The sequence below is a fragment of the Stenotrophomonas sp. YJH_SMC_8 genome (assembly GCF_059371315.1).
Map to the genome: position 1 here is coordinate 64,351 of NZ_JCAFUL010000003.1, position 16,707 is coordinate 81,057.

19 protein-coding genes are annotated in these 16,707 nt (G+C 66.7%); 5 read left to right on the forward strand and 14 right to left on the reverse strand.

Annotation, left to right across the window (positions count from 1 at the left end):
• Window positions 1–120: 120 nt before the first annotated feature.
• The 3 genes from AC5P88_RS04090 to AC5P88_RS04100 all read left to right on the forward strand — a co-directional run bounded on the left by AC5P88_RS04090 (window position 121) and on the right by AC5P88_RS04100 (window position 4,417).
• Complete coding sequence (locus AC5P88_RS04090) at window positions 121–1,878, forward strand: wall associated protein (protein WP_495224378.1); 1,758 nt, start codon at window positions 121–123, stop codon at window positions 1,876–1,878.
• A 184-nt stretch (window positions 1,879–2,062) separates the two neighbouring features.
• Entirely contained in the window at window positions 2,063–3,706 is a 1,644-nt protein-coding gene (locus tag AC5P88_RS04095; RefSeq protein WP_495224379.1) for a catalase, read from the forward strand.
• A gap of 108 nt (window positions 3,707–3,814) precedes the next feature.
• Complete coding sequence (locus tag AC5P88_RS04100; RefSeq protein ID WP_049429956.1) at window positions 3,815–4,417, forward strand: DUF937 domain-containing protein; 603 nt, start codon at window positions 3,815–3,817, stop codon at window positions 4,415–4,417.
• A gap of 110 nt (window positions 4,418–4,527) precedes the next feature.
• Here AC5P88_RS04100 and AC5P88_RS04105 read toward each other — a convergent pair whose 3' ends face one another.
• From AC5P88_RS04105 to AC5P88_RS04115, 3 genes are all read right to left on the reverse strand, one after another.
• Window positions 4,528–5,718 (reverse strand): glycoside hydrolase family 5 protein, encoded by a 1,191-nt coding sequence (locus AC5P88_RS04105; RefSeq protein WP_495224381.1) that lies wholly within the window; start codon window positions 5,716–5,718, stop codon window positions 4,528–4,530.
• Window positions 5,719–5,859: 141 nt separating this feature from the next.
• Window positions 5,860–6,267, reverse strand: coding sequence for an RNA-binding S4 domain-containing protein (locus AC5P88_RS04110; RefSeq protein ID WP_495224382.1), 408 nt, complete (start codon window positions 6,265–6,267; stop codon window positions 5,860–5,862).
• A gap of 9 nt (window positions 6,268–6,276) precedes the next feature.
• On the reverse strand, window positions 6,277–6,516 hold the full coding sequence (locus AC5P88_RS04115; RefSeq protein WP_111203361.1) for a hypothetical protein: 240 nt from the start codon (window positions 6,514–6,516) through the stop codon (window positions 6,277–6,279).
• 62 nt (window positions 6,517–6,578) lie between these two features.
• On the opposite strand from AC5P88_RS04115, the gene AC5P88_RS04120 reads away from it, so the two are divergent.
• Window positions 6,579–8,051, forward strand: coding sequence for an MATE family efflux transporter (locus AC5P88_RS04120; RefSeq protein ID WP_495224383.1), 1,473 nt, complete (start codon window positions 6,579–6,581; stop codon window positions 8,049–8,051).
• A 117-nt stretch (window positions 8,052–8,168) separates the two neighbouring features.
• Here AC5P88_RS04120 and AC5P88_RS04125 read toward each other — a convergent pair whose 3' ends face one another.
• The 11 genes from AC5P88_RS04125 to ffh all read right to left on the reverse strand — a co-directional run bounded on the left by AC5P88_RS04125 (window position 8,169) and on the right by ffh (window position 15,705).
• A complete protein-coding gene (locus tag AC5P88_RS04125) occupies window positions 8,169–8,576 on the reverse strand; it encodes a DUF1801 domain-containing protein (RefSeq protein ID WP_495224384.1) in 408 nt (135 codons plus the stop codon).
• Between the two features lie 38 nt (window positions 8,577–8,614).
• Window positions 8,615–9,049, reverse strand: a complete 435-nt coding sequence (locus tag AC5P88_RS04130; protein ID WP_286075320.1) for a DUF1801 domain-containing protein — start codon at window positions 9,047–9,049, stop codon at window positions 8,615–8,617.
• A gap of 80 nt (window positions 9,050–9,129) precedes the next feature.
• Complete coding sequence (locus tag AC5P88_RS04135) at window positions 9,130–9,510, reverse strand: DUF6404 family protein (protein ID WP_495224385.1); 381 nt, start codon at window positions 9,508–9,510, stop codon at window positions 9,130–9,132.
• Window positions 9,511–9,592: 82 nt separating this feature from the next.
• Window positions 9,593–9,994 carry a 50S ribosomal protein L19 gene (rplS, locus tag AC5P88_RS04140; RefSeq protein ID WP_005408597.1) on the reverse strand — a complete coding sequence of 134 codons (402 nt, stop codon included), beginning with the start codon at window positions 9,992–9,994 and terminating at the stop codon, window positions 9,593–9,595.
• A 154-nt stretch (window positions 9,995–10,148) separates the two neighbouring features.
• On the reverse strand, window positions 10,149–10,907 hold the full coding sequence (gene trmD, locus AC5P88_RS04145) for a tRNA (guanosine(37)-N1)-methyltransferase TrmD (RefSeq protein WP_495224386.1): 759 nt from the start codon (window positions 10,905–10,907) through the stop codon (window positions 10,149–10,151).
• A gap of 8 nt (window positions 10,908–10,915) precedes the next feature.
• On the reverse strand, window positions 10,916–11,428 hold the full coding sequence (rimM, locus tag AC5P88_RS04150; RefSeq protein WP_049431209.1) for a ribosome maturation factor RimM: 513 nt from the start codon (window positions 11,426–11,428) through the stop codon (window positions 10,916–10,918).
• 44 nt (window positions 11,429–11,472) lie between these two features.
• Window positions 11,473–11,733: a 30S ribosomal protein S16 gene (gene rpsP, locus AC5P88_RS04155; RefSeq protein WP_005408594.1), complete on the reverse strand. Its 261-nt coding sequence runs from the start codon at window positions 11,731–11,733 to the stop codon at window positions 11,473–11,475.
• Window positions 11,734–11,832: 99 nt separating this feature from the next.
• A complete protein-coding gene (locus AC5P88_RS04160) occupies window positions 11,833–12,645 on the reverse strand; it encodes an aminotransferase class IV family protein (protein WP_106549517.1) in 813 nt (270 codons plus the stop codon).
• Window positions 12,642–13,718, reverse strand: a complete 1,077-nt coding sequence (locus AC5P88_RS04165; RefSeq protein WP_106549516.1) for an NAD(P)H-dependent flavin oxidoreductase — start codon at window positions 13,716–13,718, stop codon at window positions 12,642–12,644. The genes AC5P88_RS04160 and AC5P88_RS04165 overlap by 4 nt, the downstream gene beginning before the upstream one ends.
• A gap of 80 nt (window positions 13,719–13,798) precedes the next feature.
• Complete coding sequence (locus AC5P88_RS04170) at window positions 13,799–14,233, reverse strand: hypothetical protein (protein WP_146146963.1); 435 nt, start codon at window positions 14,231–14,233, stop codon at window positions 13,799–13,801.
• A gap of 95 nt (window positions 14,234–14,328) precedes the next feature.
• Window positions 14,329–15,705, reverse strand: coding sequence for a signal recognition particle protein (ffh, locus tag AC5P88_RS04175; protein WP_014036403.1), 1,377 nt, complete (start codon window positions 15,703–15,705; stop codon window positions 14,329–14,331).
• A gap of 122 nt (window positions 15,706–15,827) precedes the next feature.
• On the opposite strand from ffh, the gene AC5P88_RS04180 reads away from it, so the two are divergent.
• The gene (locus AC5P88_RS04180) at window positions 15,828–16,622 is read left to right on the forward strand and encodes a cytochrome C assembly family protein (protein ID WP_106549514.1); all 795 of its coding nucleotides are present in this window, start codon (window positions 15,828–15,830) and stop codon (window positions 16,620–16,622) included.
• Window positions 16,623–16,707: the final 85 nt, after the last annotated feature.

Sequence of the window (16,707 nt, forward strand, 5' to 3'; positions counted from 1 at the left end):
ACGGGGGAGCTGGGCGCCGTTCCGCACAATCACTGGAAATGCGATCCCAGCGGCATGCAATGGGGCCGGGCAGCATGCCGCCGCATCGAAGCGAGGGGATTCGATCACGAGGGAACGAACATGCGGCGTATGGTTCTAGCGTTGTTGCTGGTGTGTGGCGTGGCCGATGCACAGGAATTCGTAAGCAGCGAGCGTACCTACGACGAACGCCTGCGGGGTGCGCGGGTCGCGGCGCTCGGCGATGATCTGTTTGGTGACTCCCTCAACAGGAAGGATGGCGCGCTGCAGTTCTCGCAGACCGATGTCGTCGTGCCGACCAGCAGCGGAATGCGGGTCGCATTCACACGCACAACGCCGAAGCAGAAACAGGGACTGGATCGCGCTGCCGCTCCGCTGGGGGCGTCCTGGGAAATCGATGCCCCCTACATGATGGGCTCCTACGATCAGCGCCGGGGCTGGAATGCGGTGGGCGGCGGCCGCTGCAGCGGCAGCAACCTGTCCCCGACCGAGTGGGTGGGCCCGTCACCGGACTTCAACACCCGGGTCATCCCGAAGCATACCTATTGGAGCGGCATCTTCATCAACCTCCCTGCGGTCGGTTATGAATCCCTGTTGCTGAAGGAAGCAGGGGCAAGCCTGCCCCAGGACGGGGCAACCTACATTGGCACCTCGGCCAGCCAGTGGCGCGTCAGCTGCCTGCCAGCCATCAGGAATGGAACCGGCGAAGGCTTTGTCGTGCGGACCACCGATGGCACCCGTTACTTCTTCGACTGGATGGCGGTCCGTGACCAGCACGACGTGCTGGCCAACGAGTACTACCGCGATGGCAATGGCAATGGCACATCGCAGCCCTACCTGCTGGTTCCGGTGGTCGATGTCTTCCTCTACGCGACACGTGTCGAGGACCGCCACGGCAACTGGGTCAGCTACAGCTACGACAGTGCCAACCCGACCCGCCTGCTGGCGATCATTTCCAATGACGGAGCCCGGATCGACATCGACTATGACGCGCAGGGCAAGATCGGTGCCGTCCGGGCCGGAGATCGCACCTGGCGCTACAACTACGTCGACAGCTACTGGGGACGCACGCTCAATGAAGTCGTGCTTCCCGACCAGTCGCGCTGGACCTTCTCCACCGACCGCCATGTCGGCGCGATGCCGTGGACGATGGTGCCCCCCGTCCTGAATCCAGGCTTCTACATGAATTCCTGCGCGCAGAATGCAGCCGGATTCCGCTCGGAAGATGCCGGCGACCCGGCCTACAACGATGTGATCACCATGCGCCATCCCAGCGGCGCGCAAGGAGTGTTCTCGCTTCGCCAGTTGATCCACGGATCGGACAACACGCCTGGCAGCTGCGGCATCATCGGCACCAGTTCCTCCAACTTCGGGTTTGGCTCATTCGGCATTCCCAACGCCTACATGGCCAAGTCGCTGGTATCCAAGACCCTGTCCGGGCCCGGCATCCAGCCCGCCTCCTGGACGTACACATACTCACCGCGCTGGTCATTCACCGGTGGCTGCACCTCCAACTGCGTTTCAACCACCTGGGAGAACCGGCCTGACGGCGTGCAGGCCGAGTATGTCTTCGGCAACGACTACACCGCCAACATCGGCGACCTGCAGATCGAGCGCCTTCGCCGTGCCGGCGTGGTGGTACAGGAAACCCGGTATGTGAAGGCAGGCGCATCCGCTGCCTATCCCGCGCGCTACGGAACGCAGCTGGCGCCACGCGGGAATCCGCTGACCACCCAGATCCGGCCAATGCAGGATACCCAGCTGCGCCGGGACGGGATGCTCCATCGTCGCTATGTGGATGCCTTCGACGGCCTGGCACGCCCGGTGCGCATCGTCGAATCGAGCACCGCTGGCCCATGACCGGAGCATGTCGGGGCGCCAGCCGCGGGGCGACCGGAACAAGGCTCCGGCAATGAATTTCCGACAATCGATAGACAAAAACTATAGAAATGAATGATTCATTCGATTATTCATTTCATCTGGCCCTAGCTACAGTCGAGTGAAGATGTTTTCCCACGTCTTCACCGCCCCCAGGAGCCAGCCGATGAGCCAGTCCGACAACAACAACGCCAAGTGCCCGTATCACACCGCCCCGTCGCCGGAGCAGGGCGCCGAGCAGCAGCGCGAGCTGAGCACCACGCCCAAGCAGAAGCACGGCGATGACCCGGTCACGCCGATGACCACGGCCTTCGGCGCACCGGTGGTGGACAACCAGAACAGCAAGACCGCCGGCCCGCGCGGCCCGCTGCTGATGGAAGACGTGTGGCTGCTGGAGAAGCTGGCCAACCTCAACCGCGAGATCATTCCCGAGCGCCGCATGCACGCCAAGGGCTCGGGCGCGTTCGGTACCTTCACCGTCACCCACGACATCAGCAAGTACACCCGCGCCAGGCTGTTCGAGAAGGTCGGCAAGCAGACCGAGATGTTCGCCCGCTTCACCACCGTGGCCGGCGAGCGTGGCGCCGCCGACGCCGAGCGCGACATCCGCGGCTTCGCGCTGAAGTTCTACACCGAAGAAGGCAACTGGGACCTGGTGGGCAACAACACGCCGGTGTTCTTCCTGCGCGACCCGCGCAAGTTCGCCGACCTCAACAAGGCGGTCAAGCGCGATCCGCACACCAACCTGCGCAGCGCGCGCAACAACTGGGATTTCTGGACGCTGCTGCCCGAAGCCCTGCTGCAGGTGACCGTGGTGATGAGCGACCGCGGCATCCCGCGCAGCTTCCGCCACATGCACGGCTTCGGCTCGCACACCTACAGCTTCACCAACGCCGACAGCGAGCGCTTCTGGGTCAAGTTCCACTTCGTCAGCCAGCAGGGCATCGAATCGCTGACCGACGCACAGGCGCAGATCCTGGTCGGCCATGACCGCGAAAGCCACGGCCGCGACCTGTTCGCCGCGATCGAGAAGGGTGACTTCCCGAAGTGGAAGCTGTTCATCCAGGTCATGCCGGAACTGGATGCGGAAACCTACCGCGTGCACCCGTTCGACCTGACCAAGGTGTGGCCGAAGAGCGACTACCCGCTGATCGAAGTGGGCCAGTTCGAACTGAACCGCAACCCGGTCAACTGGTACCAGGACGTGGAGCAGTCGGCATTCGCACCGAGCAACCTGGTGCCGGGCATCGGCCCCTCGCCGGACAAGATGCTGCAGGCGCGCCTGTTCGCCTACTCCGATGCGCAGCGCTACCGCCTGGGCGTGAACCACCACCAGATTCCGGTGAACGCCGCACGCTGCCCGGTGCACAGCAACCACCGCGACGGTGCGATGCGCGTGGACGGCAACTACGGTGGCCTGCCGCACTACGAGCCGAACAGCTACGGCCAGTGGCAGGAGCAGCCGGAGTACCGCGAGCCGCCGATGAAGATCCGCGGTGACGCCGACTTCTGGAACTTCCGCGAAGACGACGCCGACTACTTCAGCCAGCCCGGTGCGCTGTTCCGCAGCTACAACCAGGCGCAGAAGGACCGTTTGTTCGCCAACACCGCCCGTGCCCTGGGCGATGCGCCGGACTTCATCAAGCAGCGCCACATCGACAACTGCAGCAAGGCCGACCCGGCCTATGGCGCCGGCATCACCGCGGCCCTGAAGGCCCTGGCCAGCCAGCCGTCGGATTCGTTCAAGCCGGCCCAGCCGGAAACCGACTTCCCGGCCGCCACCCCGGGCGCGGAAGACATCGAGCTCTGATCGCCCTGCCCCGCGTACGGCACGCCGCCTCCCTGTGGGGCGGCGTCGCCGTTTTAACGGTCCGCGTCGTATCGTCAGCACGCCCAAACCCAATCAAGGAGCCCCCTGATGAGCCTGACCGATGAACTTCTCTCCAAACTGCAGGGCGCCCCGCTGCAGCAGGTGTCGCAGCAGCTCGGCATCAGCGACACCCAGGCCTCCGGTGCGATCAGTGCCGCACTGCCGGTGCTGATGGGCGCGCTGGGCAACAACGCCTCGCAGCCGCAGGGCGCGCAGGCGCTGCTCGGCGCACTGCAGAACAACCACAGTGGGCTGGACCTGGGCAGCGTGCTTGGTTCGGTGCTGGGCGGCGGTGGCGGTGGTGCCGCCAGCGACGGCGCCGGCATCCTCGGCCACATCTTCGGTGGCAGCCAGCAGAAGGTGGAAACCGGCCTGGCCCAGGCCACCCAGCTCGACAGCGGCCGCACCAGCCAGCTGCTGCAGATCCTCGCACCGATCGTGATGGCCTTCCTCGCCCAGCGCCTGGGCGGCGGCCAGGCCGATGCCGGCTCGCTCAGCCAGGCGCTGGGCCAGGAGAAGCAGCAGGTACAGCAGCAGGGCGGTCTCGCCGGCGGTCTGCTTGGCAGCCTGCTGGACCAGGACGGTGATGGCCAGCTGGGTGTGGGCGACCTGCTGAAGCTGGGCGGCAACCTGCTGGGTGGCAAGCGCTGACGGAAGGTGTCGCCGGGTATGGCCCGGCGCTACCAGGCGTCGCGTTGATCGATATCCGCCGATCGCATCATCGGAATTTCCATGGGTAGCGCCGGGCCATGCCCGGCGGCTTAGCGATTGCCCGCCTTCAGCCGCTCCAGGATCGGTGCGAACAACGGCGCCTGCATCGAACGCGGCGGCGCCACGGCCTTGCCTTGTTCCTGCGCCTGCCAGTAGGACCACGGCAACGGGCCGTCACCCAACTCGTAGTCCATGCCATCCCACCCATCCTCGCGGAAGGCGTAGAAGGCCCAATGCACCTTCTCCTGCTCCAGCACCTGCAGCACGTCCTGCAGGTAGCGCTGGCAGTCGGGCCAGCGCCGCATGCAGCCGAACTCGCCAACCACCATGCGGTTGGCCTCCACGCCATGCGTCTTCGCCCAGTCCATCGGCTGTTGCAGGTAACTGCGGACACGCGTGGCATCCCAGCGTTCGCTGTGCTCGCCAAACGGCACCACGCCCGGGTAGCGATACGGCGTGGTGCGCTTCTGGTTTGGCGCGCTGGTTGCGGCATACGGCTCATACATGTGCACGCTGTACAGCAGTTTCGCGTCTGCCAGCGGCGCCGGCCAGTAGTTGAAACCGTCGGCAGCGGCGTACCAGCCGGCATCCAGCATCAACGGCATGTCCGCATCGACCGCGCGGATGCTGGCGATCAGTTCCGAATAGAAACGACGCAGATCGCGCGGCCCGTCCTGCACACCGGTGTACCACTGGCGCATGGCCTCTGCCGAAGCATGCTCGGCCAGGCCAGCACCGTATTCGGGAACCGGTTCGTTGATCAGGTTGTAGGCGGCCAGCGCGGGATGGCCCTTCAATGCCGTGGCGAGGTCGTTCCAGAAGCGCCGGGCCGGCGCGTGGTTGTCGAAGGTCTGCCACAGGCGCGGGTCGACCTTGTCGCCGTTGTGCTGCTTCCAGCGCAGCAACGGCAACGACAAAGGGGTCAGCACCACCTTCAACCCGGCCGCGTCGGCATCATCCAGCACCCGCCGCAGCGTGGCCAGGTCGGCCGGAACCAGGCCACGGTAGTCGTCGGCATTGCCGATCAGGAAGTCACGCCCGCCCCGCCCCTTCCATTTGTCGGGGACCAGGCGCACCCAGGTCGCGCCGGTCGCGCGCAGGGCATCGAAGTAGGCCCGGTCGGGCGGCGACATGTTCATGCTGTTACCGCCGCGTTGCGGAACATCCCAGAAGGTGATGTCTGCGGCGTACACCGGGGCGGTGGCGAGGGTCAGGCACAGCAGGCTGTGGCGCAGGCGCATTGCGATCTTCCATGACAGGATGTTCCGACCCTGCCGGAGGTCTACCCAACAACGGCTGACCGGAACCTTGCCCGCCGGGCATGGCCCGGCGCTACCGACGGTATTCCGCATGCACGGCATCCGCCATGCATGGCGGATGCGTCAAAGCGCGTCCAGATCGCCCAGCGCACGGATCAACCGCCGCGCACGCTTGTCCGGCTTGTGCTCCGGCGGCTGGAAGCCGTCGCGCGCCGCGATGCGCAGCGCACGCTGCTCCGCACGACGCGCCTTCGAGGCCTCGCTCTCGGCATACAGCTGCTGCGCCGCCGGTGCCGGCCCGCGCTGATCGCTCAGGCCCAGCACCTGGATCTCGAAATGCTCCTCGCCACGATCCACCTGCAACTGCTCGCCCACGCGCACCGCGCGCGAGGATTTCGGACGCTGGCCGGCGACGCTGACCTTGCCGGTTTCGATGGCCTGCTTGGCCAGGCTGCGGGTCTTGAAGAAACGGGCCGCCCACAGCCAGATGTCCAGGCGGACACTGGGCGACAGCGGGGGAAGTTCATGCATCGATCTGGACTACTCCGGTGGCTTGTTCAGAGGGCGCGGATGGTCGGGGTCGGTCCGGCAGCCGGTGCCGCCGATCAGGGTCGGCACACCCGCGGACAGATCCTGGCGCTGGCTGCCGACCAGGCACTCGGGGCGGTCGGTCGGCCGCACCTGGGTATCGCCCAGCCGGTCACCTGTCGAACATGCGGCCAGTGTGGCGCCGATCAAGGCCAGCGCCAGAGCCCGCGTCACCTGCAGTCGTTGATGCATTGCCACATCCCGCAAACCGGCTTGGTGCTAGTGTGCGCCTCCCGGGATTCGATCACCACTCCATGGCCAAAGCGCCGCTTGACCTGACCTCCGGCCCGATCGGCCGCAATCTCCTGTTGTTTTCGCTGCCGATCCTGGCGGGCAACATCGCGCAGTCGCTGAACGGCTCGGTGAATGCGGTGTGGGTGGGGCGCTTCCTCGGCGAAGCGGCACTGACCGCCACCGCGAACGCCAACAACATCATGTTCTTCCTGATCGGCTCGGTATTCGGCTTCGGCATGGCCTCGACCATCCTGATCGGCCAGGCCATCGGCGCGCGCGACATTGCCCAGGCGCGGCGCGTGGTCGGCACCAGTGCCACCTTCTTCATCGGCCTGTCGGTGATCATCGCCATCGCCGGCTGGTTCATGGCGCACCCGCTGCTGGCGGCAATGGGCACGCCAGCCGCCTCGCTTCCGCTGGCCGAGGCCTACCTGCGGATCATCTTCCTTGCGATGCCGACGCTGTATGCGTTCGCCTTCCTCACCGCCGCGCTGCGCGGTGCCGGCGATTCGCGCACGCCGTTCCGCTTCCTGATGGTCTCGGTGGCGCTGGACATCGTGCTGAACCCGGTACTGATCTTCGGCATGGGGCCGTTCCCTGCGCTCGGCATTGCCGGCTCGGCCTGGGCCACGCTGGTCGCGCAGACGCTGTCGCTGGCCGGCCTGCTGCTGTACATGCGGCACAAGCGCCACACGCTGTGGCTGGGCCGTGCCGACATGCGCCTGTTCAAGCTCGACCTGACCATCCTCAAGGCGCTGGTGGTCAAGGGCGTGCCGATGGGCCTGCAGATGGTGCTGATCTCGCTGTCGGTGATCCTGCTGATGACCATGGTCAACCAGTACGGCACCGACACCGGCGCGGGTTACGGCGCCGCGCTGCAGCTGTGGAACTACCTGCAGATGCCGGCGATGGCGATCGGTGCAGCGTGCTCGTCGATGGCCGCACAGAACGTCGGTGCGCAGCGCTGGGACCGCGTGCGCGGCACCGCGCGCCAGGGCGTGCTGTTCAACTTCCTGCTGACCGGCGCGCTGATCCTGCCGCTGGTGGTGTTCGACCGACAGCTGCTGGCGCTGTTCCTGCCACCAGCCAGCCAGGCGCTGGACATCGCCCGCCACCTCAATCACGTGGTGATCGGCTCGTTCCTGTTCTTCGGTGTCAGTTTCGTCATCTCCGGCGTGGTGCGCTCCACCGGCGCGGTGATTCCGCCGCTGCTGATCCTGGCCGGTTCGCTGTGGGGCGTGCGCGTGCCGTTCGCCGAACTGCTGCAGCCGTACTGGGGCGCCGATGCGATCTGGTGGAGTTTCCCGGTCAGCTCGTTCGTGTCGATGCTGCTGTCGCTGGCGTATTACCGCTGGGGTGGCTGGCGCAAGGCGAAGATGATCGGCAAGCCCTCGCACGCAGAGGAGCTGGCCACGCCGTCGGAGATTCCGGCCTGCCCGCCATCACCGGTGGCCGACCCGGATGCGACACTGGAGTCAACGCCGCCGCGGTAATGCCGGCCACTGGCCGGCAACCTCATGGACCGGTGAACGCCCCGGTAGTGCCGGCCGCTGGCCGGCAACTTCATGCCTCTCCGGAAGCATCGCGCAACAGCCGGCCAGCGGCCGGCACTACCGCTTTTTCTTCGCCGCGTTGTACTTCGCGGCTTCCCGCAACAGCGCCTTCAACGCCGCGGCATTGGGCATCGCACCTTCATGGATGTCGATCGCACGCCGCGTGTTGCCCTCCAGGCTGGCGTTGAACAGGCCCTTCGGATCGGCCAGCACCGCACCGTTGGCGAAGGTGAGCTTCACCGCCTGCTTGTAGGTCTCGCCGGTGCACAGGATGCCGTTGTGCTCCCACACCGGCGTGCCACGCCACTTCCAGGTTTCCTGCACGTCAGGCAACGCCTCATGGATCAATGCACGCACGCGGGCCAGCGTTTCGCCGCGCCAGTCGCCCAGCTCGGCGATGCGCGCATCGATCAGTTCAGCCGCCGTGGTTCCGGCGTCGTCAGGGTTCGGCACGTGCGTGGTCATCAGCGGTTCTCGTCGGCAAGGAGATCGTAACGGTGGACTTACATGCGTTCTCCAGGCAATGCGGCCGCCTGGCGCACCCAGTCGAGGAACTGTGCCTCATCCCGCACGCCATCCTGCTCGATGTGCAGGTAACGCGTATCGGCACTTTTGGACGGCTCCGGCGGCACCGGCCTCAGCGCTGCGCCGCGGAAAAACGCGACCTTTATGTAGCGGGTGAAGCAATGGAAGCTGAGGAACCAGCCTTCGCCCCTGGCCACCGCGTACATCGGCGAGTTCCACTTCACCGCCTTGTGCACGCCGGGTACGGCCTGTTCGATCAGCGCATCCAGCTGTTCGCCGATCGGACGTTTCCAGTCCGGCATGGCGGCAATGTAGGCCTGCACCGGGGCATTGCCCTCGCCCTTGGCGATCTGCGGGTTGCCGCCGGACAGCAGTGTTGGGGCGGCGGAGGGTGCGGTTCGCTTGGCGGGCATCGCACGGCACGTCCATCGGGATGATGCCGGCAGCCTAGCGCGACGCGCGCCTGCTGGTCACGGCGCGGTGCGCCATCAGCTCAGTCCGCCTGCCCCGCGCGGAACTGGCGCCACTCCGGCAGCTTGCGGTGGCGGCGCAGCGAGCGCATCAGGGCCGCCATCACCACGCCGAACAGCGCGCCGGCCAACAGGCCGGCCACCAGCAGCAGCGCCAGCGGGCGCTCACTGCCCTGCCACAGCATCAGCCACATCAGCGCGGTCCAGAACAACCCGAACAGCAGGCCCTGCACCAGCGCATTGATGCCGAAGCCGGCCAGGATCGGTGGCGGCAGGGCAATGCCCAGGCGCCACAGCAGGCGGTGCAGCAGCGGCGCCGACTGCACGCGCGCCAGCCCCTTGCCGTCGAGGAAGCGCAAGGCCGCCTGGATCACGGCGGGATAGCGCGGGTTGATGTCGTTCATCACCTGATCGTGGCCGATGCGATGCCGGAAACGCAAACGGCCACCCGAAGGTGGCCGTCGCGGCAACAACCGAAGTTGTTTATCAGGCCTTTTCGGCCAGACGGGCAGCCTTGGCGGCAGCAGCGGCAGCCAGGTCTTCCTTGATGCGGGCAGCCTTGCCTTCCAGGCCACGCAGGTAGTACAGCTTGCCGGCGCGGACCTTACCACGACGCTTCACTTCGACCGAGTCGATGATGGCGCTGTGGGTCTGGAAAACGCGCTCGACGCCGTAGCCGTGCGAGATCTTGCGGACGGTGAACGAGGAGTTCAGGCCGGCGTTCTTGGTGGCGATGACGACGCCTTCGTAGGCCTGCACGCGCTCGCGGCTGCCTTCCTTCACCTTCACGTTGACGACAACGGTGTCGCCCTGGCTGAACTTCGGCAGTTCACGGGTGATCTGGGCGGATTCGAATTCCGCGACGATGGACTTGTTCAGCTTGCTCATGGGTTACACCGATTCTTGTTCGGGTGGGCGTGTCGTGTCGACAACGTAGGCTCATGCAGTCACCGGACTGTGCTGCACGTTTGTTGTGGGTACTGCGCGCGCCGGCCGGGGCTGGCGGTAATTGGCCATGATAGCCGATAAAGCCAGCCCTGCGCTAGGGGTTGGCCTTCTGTCTCTGGGCCTGGCGGGCCTGGTCCAGCAGTTTGCGGTCGGCCTTGCCCAGCGCCTGTTCATCCAGCAGGTCCGGGCGCCGCTGGGCGGTACGGACCAGCGACTGCTGGCGGCGCCAGGCGGCGATGGCCGCATGGTTGCCCGAGCGCAGCACATCCGGCACGTCTCCCAGCGGATGCTGGGCCGGCTGGCTGTAATGCGGGCAGTCGAGCAGGCCCAGGTCACCTTCGAAGCTGTCCTGGGCCGCCGATTCGGCGTCATTCAGGGCCCCGTCCTGCAGGCGGGCCACGGCGTCGATGATCACCGCCGCACCCAGTTCGCCGCCGGACAGCACGTAGTCGCCGAGGGAAATCTCCTCGTCGACATTGGCCTCCAGGAAACGCTCGTCGATGCCTTCATAACGGCCGCAGAGCAGGACCATGCGCGGCAGTGCCGCCAGTTCCCGCACCTTGGCCTGGGTCAACGGCGCACCCTGCGGGCTGAGGTAAATCACCCGCGCCGGGGTCGGATCAGCATCGCGGATCGCCTGCAGGCAGGCCTGCAGCGGCTCGATCAGCATCACCATGCCCGGGCCACCGCCGAACGGACGGTCGTCCACCCGGCGGTAGTTGCCTTCGGCGTAATCACGGGGATTCCAGCCGTGCAGGCTGAACAACCCCTTCTCCTGCGCACGCCCGACCACGCCCAATCCAGCGGACTGGGCGAGGAACTCGGGGAACAGGGTGATGACGTCGAAACGCATGCTCACACTCAGAACTCGGGATCCCAGTCGACCACGACCAGGTTGGCCTCGAAGTCGACCGATTTGACGAAGTCCGGCTGCACGAACGGAATCATCCGCTCGCGGTCACCCCGGACCACCACCACGTCATTGGCGCCGGTGCTGAACAGGTGCGAGACCTGGCCCAGGGCAACGCCCTCGGTGGTCTTCACATCCAGGCCTTCCAGGTCCACCCAGTAATACTCATCGGGCTTCGGCGGCGGCAAGGCACTGCGGGCCACGTAGATCTCGGTGCCGCGCATCGCTTCGACCGCATCACGGTCCTCGACGCCGGGGAAACGGGCGACCAGGTGCTTGCCGCTGTCGCGGCCACGCACACCTTCAATCGTGGTTTCCACGCCGGACGGGCTGCGCACGATCCACGGCTGGTAACGGAAAATGGCGGAACGTGGCTCGGTCCAGGACTCGAGCTTGATCTCGCCGCGCACACCAAAAGCGCCGACAACCCTGCCCAGCAGGATGCGGCGCTCGATATCTTTCATCTGCTTCAACCGAGAGAGCCACGCCGAAGCGTGGCCCGTCAGGATCAGGCCGCAGCGGCCTGGGACTTGGTCGCTTCCTTGATCAGGTTGCGGACCTTGTCGGTCGGCTGGGCGCCGTTCTTGACCCAATGGTCAACGCGGGCCAGGTCGAGCTCGATGCGCTTCTCGCCGCCCTGGGCGACCGGGTTGTAGAAACCAACGCGCTCGATGTTGCGGCCGTCGCGCGCGCTGCGCACGTCGGTGACGATGATGTGGTAGAACGGACGCTTCTTGGCGCCGCCGCGGGTCAGTCGAATCTTGACCATGGTGTTTTTCCTATTGCCCAGTCGCCAGGATGGCGAGGTAAGCGGGCGATTATAGCGGCAGAGCCCGGCCGAGCCAACCCCGGGGGGGCTTGCCGGGGGTCAGATCCCTTTTGGGACGCAAAAGGGATCTGACCCCAATCCCTGCCAAGGCACCGCCGCCAGCACCGCCCTTCCCTGTTCAGCCAAGGTCTGCGAACCGGGCAGGACATGCCCGTCGATGGCTTCAAGCGCCCACAGGCCGCTGGCATTGCAGGCAAAAGCCGCCTTCACGCCGTCCAGTTCAGCCAACGCCAGCGGCAGCGTGAGCTGCGACCCAGGCCAGTGCCGCTTCAGCAGCGTCTCGGCCGTCCCGCGCAGCGCCGGCGCCTGCGGCCAGAGCAGCCGTTCACCATCGTGCACGGCCAGGTTCCAGGTGCTGCCCTCGCTGATCTCGCCGCTGGCGGTGACAAACAGGGCATCGTCAAAGCCGGCCGCCATCGCCGCACGGCGCTCGGCAAACAGGCCAAACGTGCCTACATGCTTGATCTGCGGCAGTTCGCGCTGCCAGGCCACGCTGCGCACGCGCTTCGGTGCACTCAGCGCCACCGGCGCGGACACCGCCACCAGCACGTCCACCGGCACGGCGACCAGCGGATTGCGGAAATCGAAGCGGCGCGAGTACACCGTCACTCGCAGTGAGGCATCGGCGAGGCCTGCCTGCTGCAATGCCTGCACCATCCAGGCCTGTACCTGCACCGTGTCCAGCGCGCTGCCGAACAGCTCCCGCGTCGCCTGCGACAGCCGCGCCAGATGCAGGCCCAGCCCCTGCACGGCGTTGTTGCGAACCTGCAGCGAGGTGAAATGGCCGTAATTCACCAGCGCGGGCAGCAGATCCTCCACCTGCGCCGGCTGGCCGTTGCAGGTCACCGTCATCGCAGCAACGCCTGCGCCTGGTTCCACATACCGCGCAGCACTTCGGCAGCGGGCTCTGCCGGCGCCATCCACGCCGACTGCCCGGCCCAGGCCTGCATCGCGGCCAGGCGGTTTTCCTGCACGGCCTGTTTGCGCATCGGCCCGGTCAGGCCCCGCTGCACCGGGTACGGACGCGGCGCCGGGGCACCTTCCGCGGCGGCGGCGCGCACATAAGGCGTGGCCAGGCCACGGCCCAGACGACCACTGAACGCACGGGTCGGCCAGGTGTCTTCCGGTTCGCTGGCAGCCAGCCCGTCCGCCCACGCCGACGCAATCGCCGCTTCCGGCGTGCGCAGGAACGCGGTGCCGATCTGCACGGCACTGGCGCCCAGCGTAAGCGCCGCAGCGATGCCGCGACCATCGGCGATGCCACCGGCGGCGATCACAGGAATCTGCAGGTGATCGGCCAAACGCGGCAGCAGCGCGAACAGGCCCACCAGCTGGCGCTCGGCCATCGCCGGATCGAATGAACCACGATGCCCACCCGCTTCCACGCCCTGCGCCACCACGGCATCGGCGCCGGCATCCTGGGCAGCGCGTGCTTCGGACAACGTGGTCGCGCACGCGATCCAGGCGATGCCGGCGTCCTTCAGCTGCTGCACGTGGCGCGGCAGCAACACGCCCATGATGGTCGAGGCCACCGCCGGGCGTGCGGCCAGCAGCGCGGCGAACTGTTCTTCGAAATCGGCGGGCGTGGCGTCGGCTGCGCTCGCTGGCACGTCCGGGCCCCATTGCGCGAGGAAGGCGCGGCTGGCAGCTTCGGCGGCGACATCACGGGTCGGTGCCGGATCCGGCACCCACAGGTTCACCTGCGCCGGGCCGGCCGAAGCGGCGCGGAAATCGTCCATCCAACGACCGATATCGGCCGAAGACGACAGCACCGCACCCATCGCCCCCATGCTGCCGGCGTTGGCCAGCGCAGCCGACAACGGTACGGGGCAGGCGCCGGCCATCGGCGCCAGCAGGACCGGAAGCTGCAATGAAAAACGCCGACAGAAGGTGTCGGCGCGTTCAAGAATCGGCGATGCGTTCACGCGACATACCTGTGGGAGAAGTCACCACCCAGCATACGCCAGTCGCCGAGACCGGATCCGTAGATCCGGTCGCACAGGGATCAGCGCGCCACCACCGCGTAGGTGCGCACCAGCTGGCTGTCCATTTCCTCGTTGAACTGGAAGGTCACGTAGCGCGCGTCGTCTGCGGCGAACTCCACCTCGGCCGCTGCACGGCCGATCTCGGTGCCATCGGCGTCCAGCGCGCGCGCCACCAGCTTGCCCTTGAAGGCCTTGTCGGCCACCACATACACCGCCGCTTCCTTGGAACCCATGCCCCGGCTCTTGCCCAGGGTCACGGTCAGGCCATGTGCGGCCAGGCCCGGATCGGCCTGCAGCGTCACGTTCATGCGCTTGTCCACGCCCTCGCCCAGGCCCGCAACGAAATCAGCCGCCGTGCCACTGATGGCACTGCCGGCCTTCTGCGACACCGAAGTGTCGTCCTTGCATGCGGCCAGGCCCAGGGCCAGGACCATCGCCACGATCACTTTGTTCATGAACATTCCCTTGTCAGATACGGCAGGTAGTCAAGCAATACGGGCCGGGGCACGCAAGTGCCGATCCCGGCACCTGCGTTCGGCCCTCACGTCGATCAACGGAACGGCATGCCACGGCCGCCCATGGCCCCCATCATGCCCTTCATGCTGCGCAGCATGCCCTTCATGCCGCCGCCGGCCATCTTGCTCATCATCTTTTCCATCTGCATGTACTGCTTCATGAGCTTGTTGACGTCGGCCGGGGTCACGCCCGAGCCCTTGGCGATGCGCGCGCGGCGCGAGCCATTGAGCAGGTTCGGGTTGCGCCGTTCCTTCTTGGTCATCGAGCCGATGATGGCGATCATGCGCGGCACTTCCTTGCCCTGGCTGACCTGCTGCTTCAGATGATCCGGGATGTTGCCCAGGCCCGGCAGCTTGTCCATCAGGCCGCCGATGCCACCCATGTTCTGCATCTGCTCAAGCTGGTCACGCATGTCGTTCAAGTCGAACTTCTTGCCCTTGGCGACCTTCTCGGCCAGCTTGGCCGCCTTGTCCTTGTCGACCTGCTGCTCGACCTGCTCGACCAGCGACAGCACGTCGCCCATGTCCAGGATGCGGCTGGCGATACGGTCCGGATGGAACACATCCAGGCCTTCCGGCTTTTCGCTGACACCGACGAACTTGATCGGCTTGCCGGTGATGTAGCGCACGCTCAGCGCGGCACCACCACGGGCGTCACCGTCGGTCTTGGTCAGCACCACGCCGGTCAGCGGCAGGGCGTCGCCGAAGGCCTTGGCGGTGTTGGCCGCGTCCTGGCCGGTCATGGCGTCGACCACGAACAGGGTTTCGGCCGGGTTCACGGCAGCGTGCAGGGCCTTGATCTCGGCCATCATCGCTTCGTCGATGGCCAGGCGGCCGGCGGTATCGACCAGCAGCACGTCGACGAACGACTTCCGTGCATCGTCGATGGCGGCGCGGACGATGGCCTCCGGCTTCTGGTCGGCGCTGGACGGGAAGAACAGCACGCCGACCTGCTCGGCCAGGGTCTTCAGCTGCTCGATCGCGGCCGGACGGTAAACGTCGGCCGAGACCACCATCACCTTCTTCTTGCGCTTTTCCTTCAGGTGCTTGGCCAGCTTGCCCACGGTGGTGGTCTTGCCGGCGCCCTGCAGGCCCGCCATCAGGATGATGGCCGGAGCCGGAACATTCAGGTTCAGGTCGCTGGCTTCAGCACCCATCACCGCGGTCAGCTCGTCGCGCACGACCTTGATCAGGGCCTGGCCCGGGGTCAGCGACTTCAGCACTTCCTGGCCGACCGCGCGCACCTTGATGCGCTCGATCAGGGCCTGCACCACCGGCAGCGCGACGTCGGCTTCAAGCAGCGCGATGCGGACCTCGCGGGTCGCCTCGCGGATGTTCTCCTCGGTCAGGCGGCCACGGCCACGCAGGCGCTCGATGGTGCCGGAAAGGCGCTGGGTCAGGGACTCGAACATGCGGCGCAACCTGTCTGAAAGCGGGGGACAATAAGGCAGACAGTATAACGGGTCCGCCCCTGCCCCCGGGCTGCGACGCCGCGGCCGTCGCCACCACCGCGGGGGTATGCGAAACTGCAACGATGACAATCGTTCTCATCGCCGTCCTGCTGTACCTGGCTGCCAGTGCCCTGCTGGTGCGCGCGCTCGGCCGCGATGGAACCTCTGGCGCGCCCACCTGGCTGTGGCCGGCGCTGCCGGCGATGCTGCTGCACGGCGGCTACCACGTGATGGTCGCGATGCGCACCAACGGCGGCCCGGACATGCACTTCTTCGCCGCCCTGTCGCTGGTCGGCCTGGGCATGGCCTGGCTGACCTCGCTGGTCGGCGCGCGAGGGCGGATGTCGGCGCTGGGCGTGGTGGTGTTCCCGCTGGCTGCCGTGCTGCTGCTGGCCTACCACGGCTACGGCCACGAACCGAGCAAAGTGCTGGGCTGGCGCCTGGCCAGCCATGCCTGGCTGGCGCTGCTGGCCTACGCGACGCTGAGCATCGCCGCGCTGCTGGCGATCATGCTGTGGCTGCAGGAACGTGCCCTGCGCCGTCGTGAATTCCGCCCGTGGCTGCGCGCACTGCCGCCGCTGGCCGACCTCGAATCTCTGCTGTTCCGCGTGATCACCGTCGGCTTCGCGCTGCTCACCCTGACCCTGGTCACCGGCGTGCTGTTCGTCGATGACCTGCTGGCGCAGAAGCTGGTGCACAAAACCGTGCTGAGCGTGCTGTCATGGATCGTATTCGGCGTGTTGCTGATCGGCCGCCGTCGCTACGGCTGGCGCGGAATGAAGGCGGTGCACTGGACGCTGGCGGCGATGCTGTTGCTGCTGCTGGCGTTCTTCGGCAGCCAGTTCGTGATCGAGCTGGTGTTCGGGCATACGCGATAGGCGGTGTGCCGACCAACGGTCGGCACCCGCCCCAACATCACCTGGCCGGCAAACGGAGCGCCGTAGAGCCACGCCATGCGTGGAT

Bases quoted from the DNA above. Each gene is read 5' to 3' on its own strand.
- AC5P88_RS04100 (WP_049429956.1), top strand. From the start codon at position 3,815: ATGAGCCTGACCGATGAACTTCTCTCCAAACTGCAGGGCGCCCCGCTG.
- rplS (WP_005408597.1), bottom strand. From the start codon at position 9,994: ATGAGCAAGCTGAACAAGTCCATCGTCGCGGAATTCGAATCCGCCCAG.
- AC5P88_RS04135 (WP_495224385.1), bottom strand. From the start codon at position 9,510: ATGAACGACATCAACCCGCGCTATCCCGCCGTGATCCAGGCGGCCTTG.
- AC5P88_RS04180 (WP_106549514.1), top strand. From the start codon at position 15,828: ATGACAATCGTTCTCATCGCCGTCCTGCTGTACCTGGCTGCCAGTGCC.
- AC5P88_RS04105 (WP_495224381.1), bottom strand. From the start codon at position 5,718: ATGCGCCTGCGCCACAGCCTGCTGTGCCTGACCCTCGCCACCGCCCCG.
- AC5P88_RS04090 (WP_495224378.1), top strand. From the start codon at position 121: ATGCGGCGTATGGTTCTAGCGTTGTTGCTGGTGTGTGGCGTGGCCGAT.
- AC5P88_RS04170 (WP_146146963.1), bottom strand. From the start codon at position 14,233: ATGAACAAAGTGATCGTGGCGATGGTCCTGGCCCTGGGCCTGGCCGCA.
- ffh (WP_014036403.1), bottom strand. From the start codon at position 15,705: ATGTTCGAGTCCCTGACCCAGCGCCTTTCCGGCACCATCGAGCGCCTG.
- AC5P88_RS04125 (WP_495224384.1), bottom strand. From the start codon at position 8,576: ATGACCACGCACGTGCCGAACCCTGACGACGCCGGAACCACGGCGGCT.
- rpsP (WP_005408594.1), bottom strand. From the start codon at position 11,733: ATGGTCAAGATTCGACTGACCCGCGGCGGCGCCAAGAAGCGTCCGTTC.
- AC5P88_RS04095 (WP_495224379.1), top strand. From the start codon at position 2,063: ATGAGCCAGTCCGACAACAACAACGCCAAGTGCCCGTATCACACCGCC.
- AC5P88_RS04120 (WP_495224383.1), top strand. From the start codon at position 6,579: ATGGCCAAAGCGCCGCTTGACCTGACCTCCGGCCCGATCGGCCGCAAT.
- trmD (WP_495224386.1), bottom strand. From the start codon at position 10,907: ATGCGTTTCGACGTCATCACCCTGTTCCCCGAGTTCCTCGCCCAGTCC.
- rimM (WP_049431209.1), bottom strand. From the start codon at position 11,428: ATGAAAGATATCGAGCGCCGCATCCTGCTGGGCAGGGTTGTCGGCGCT.
- AC5P88_RS04130 (WP_286075320.1), bottom strand. From the start codon at position 9,049: ATGCCCGCCAAGCGAACCGCACCCTCCGCCGCCCCAACACTGCTGTCC.
- AC5P88_RS04110 (WP_495224382.1), bottom strand. From the start codon at position 6,267: ATGCATGAACTTCCCCCGCTGTCGCCCAGTGTCCGCCTGGACATCTGG.
- AC5P88_RS04115 (WP_111203361.1), bottom strand. From the start codon at position 6,516: ATGCATCAACGACTGCAGGTGACGCGGGCTCTGGCGCTGGCCTTGATC.
- AC5P88_RS04160 (WP_106549517.1), bottom strand. From the start codon at position 12,645: ATGACGGTGACCTGCAACGGCCAGCCGGCGCAGGTGGAGGATCTGCTG.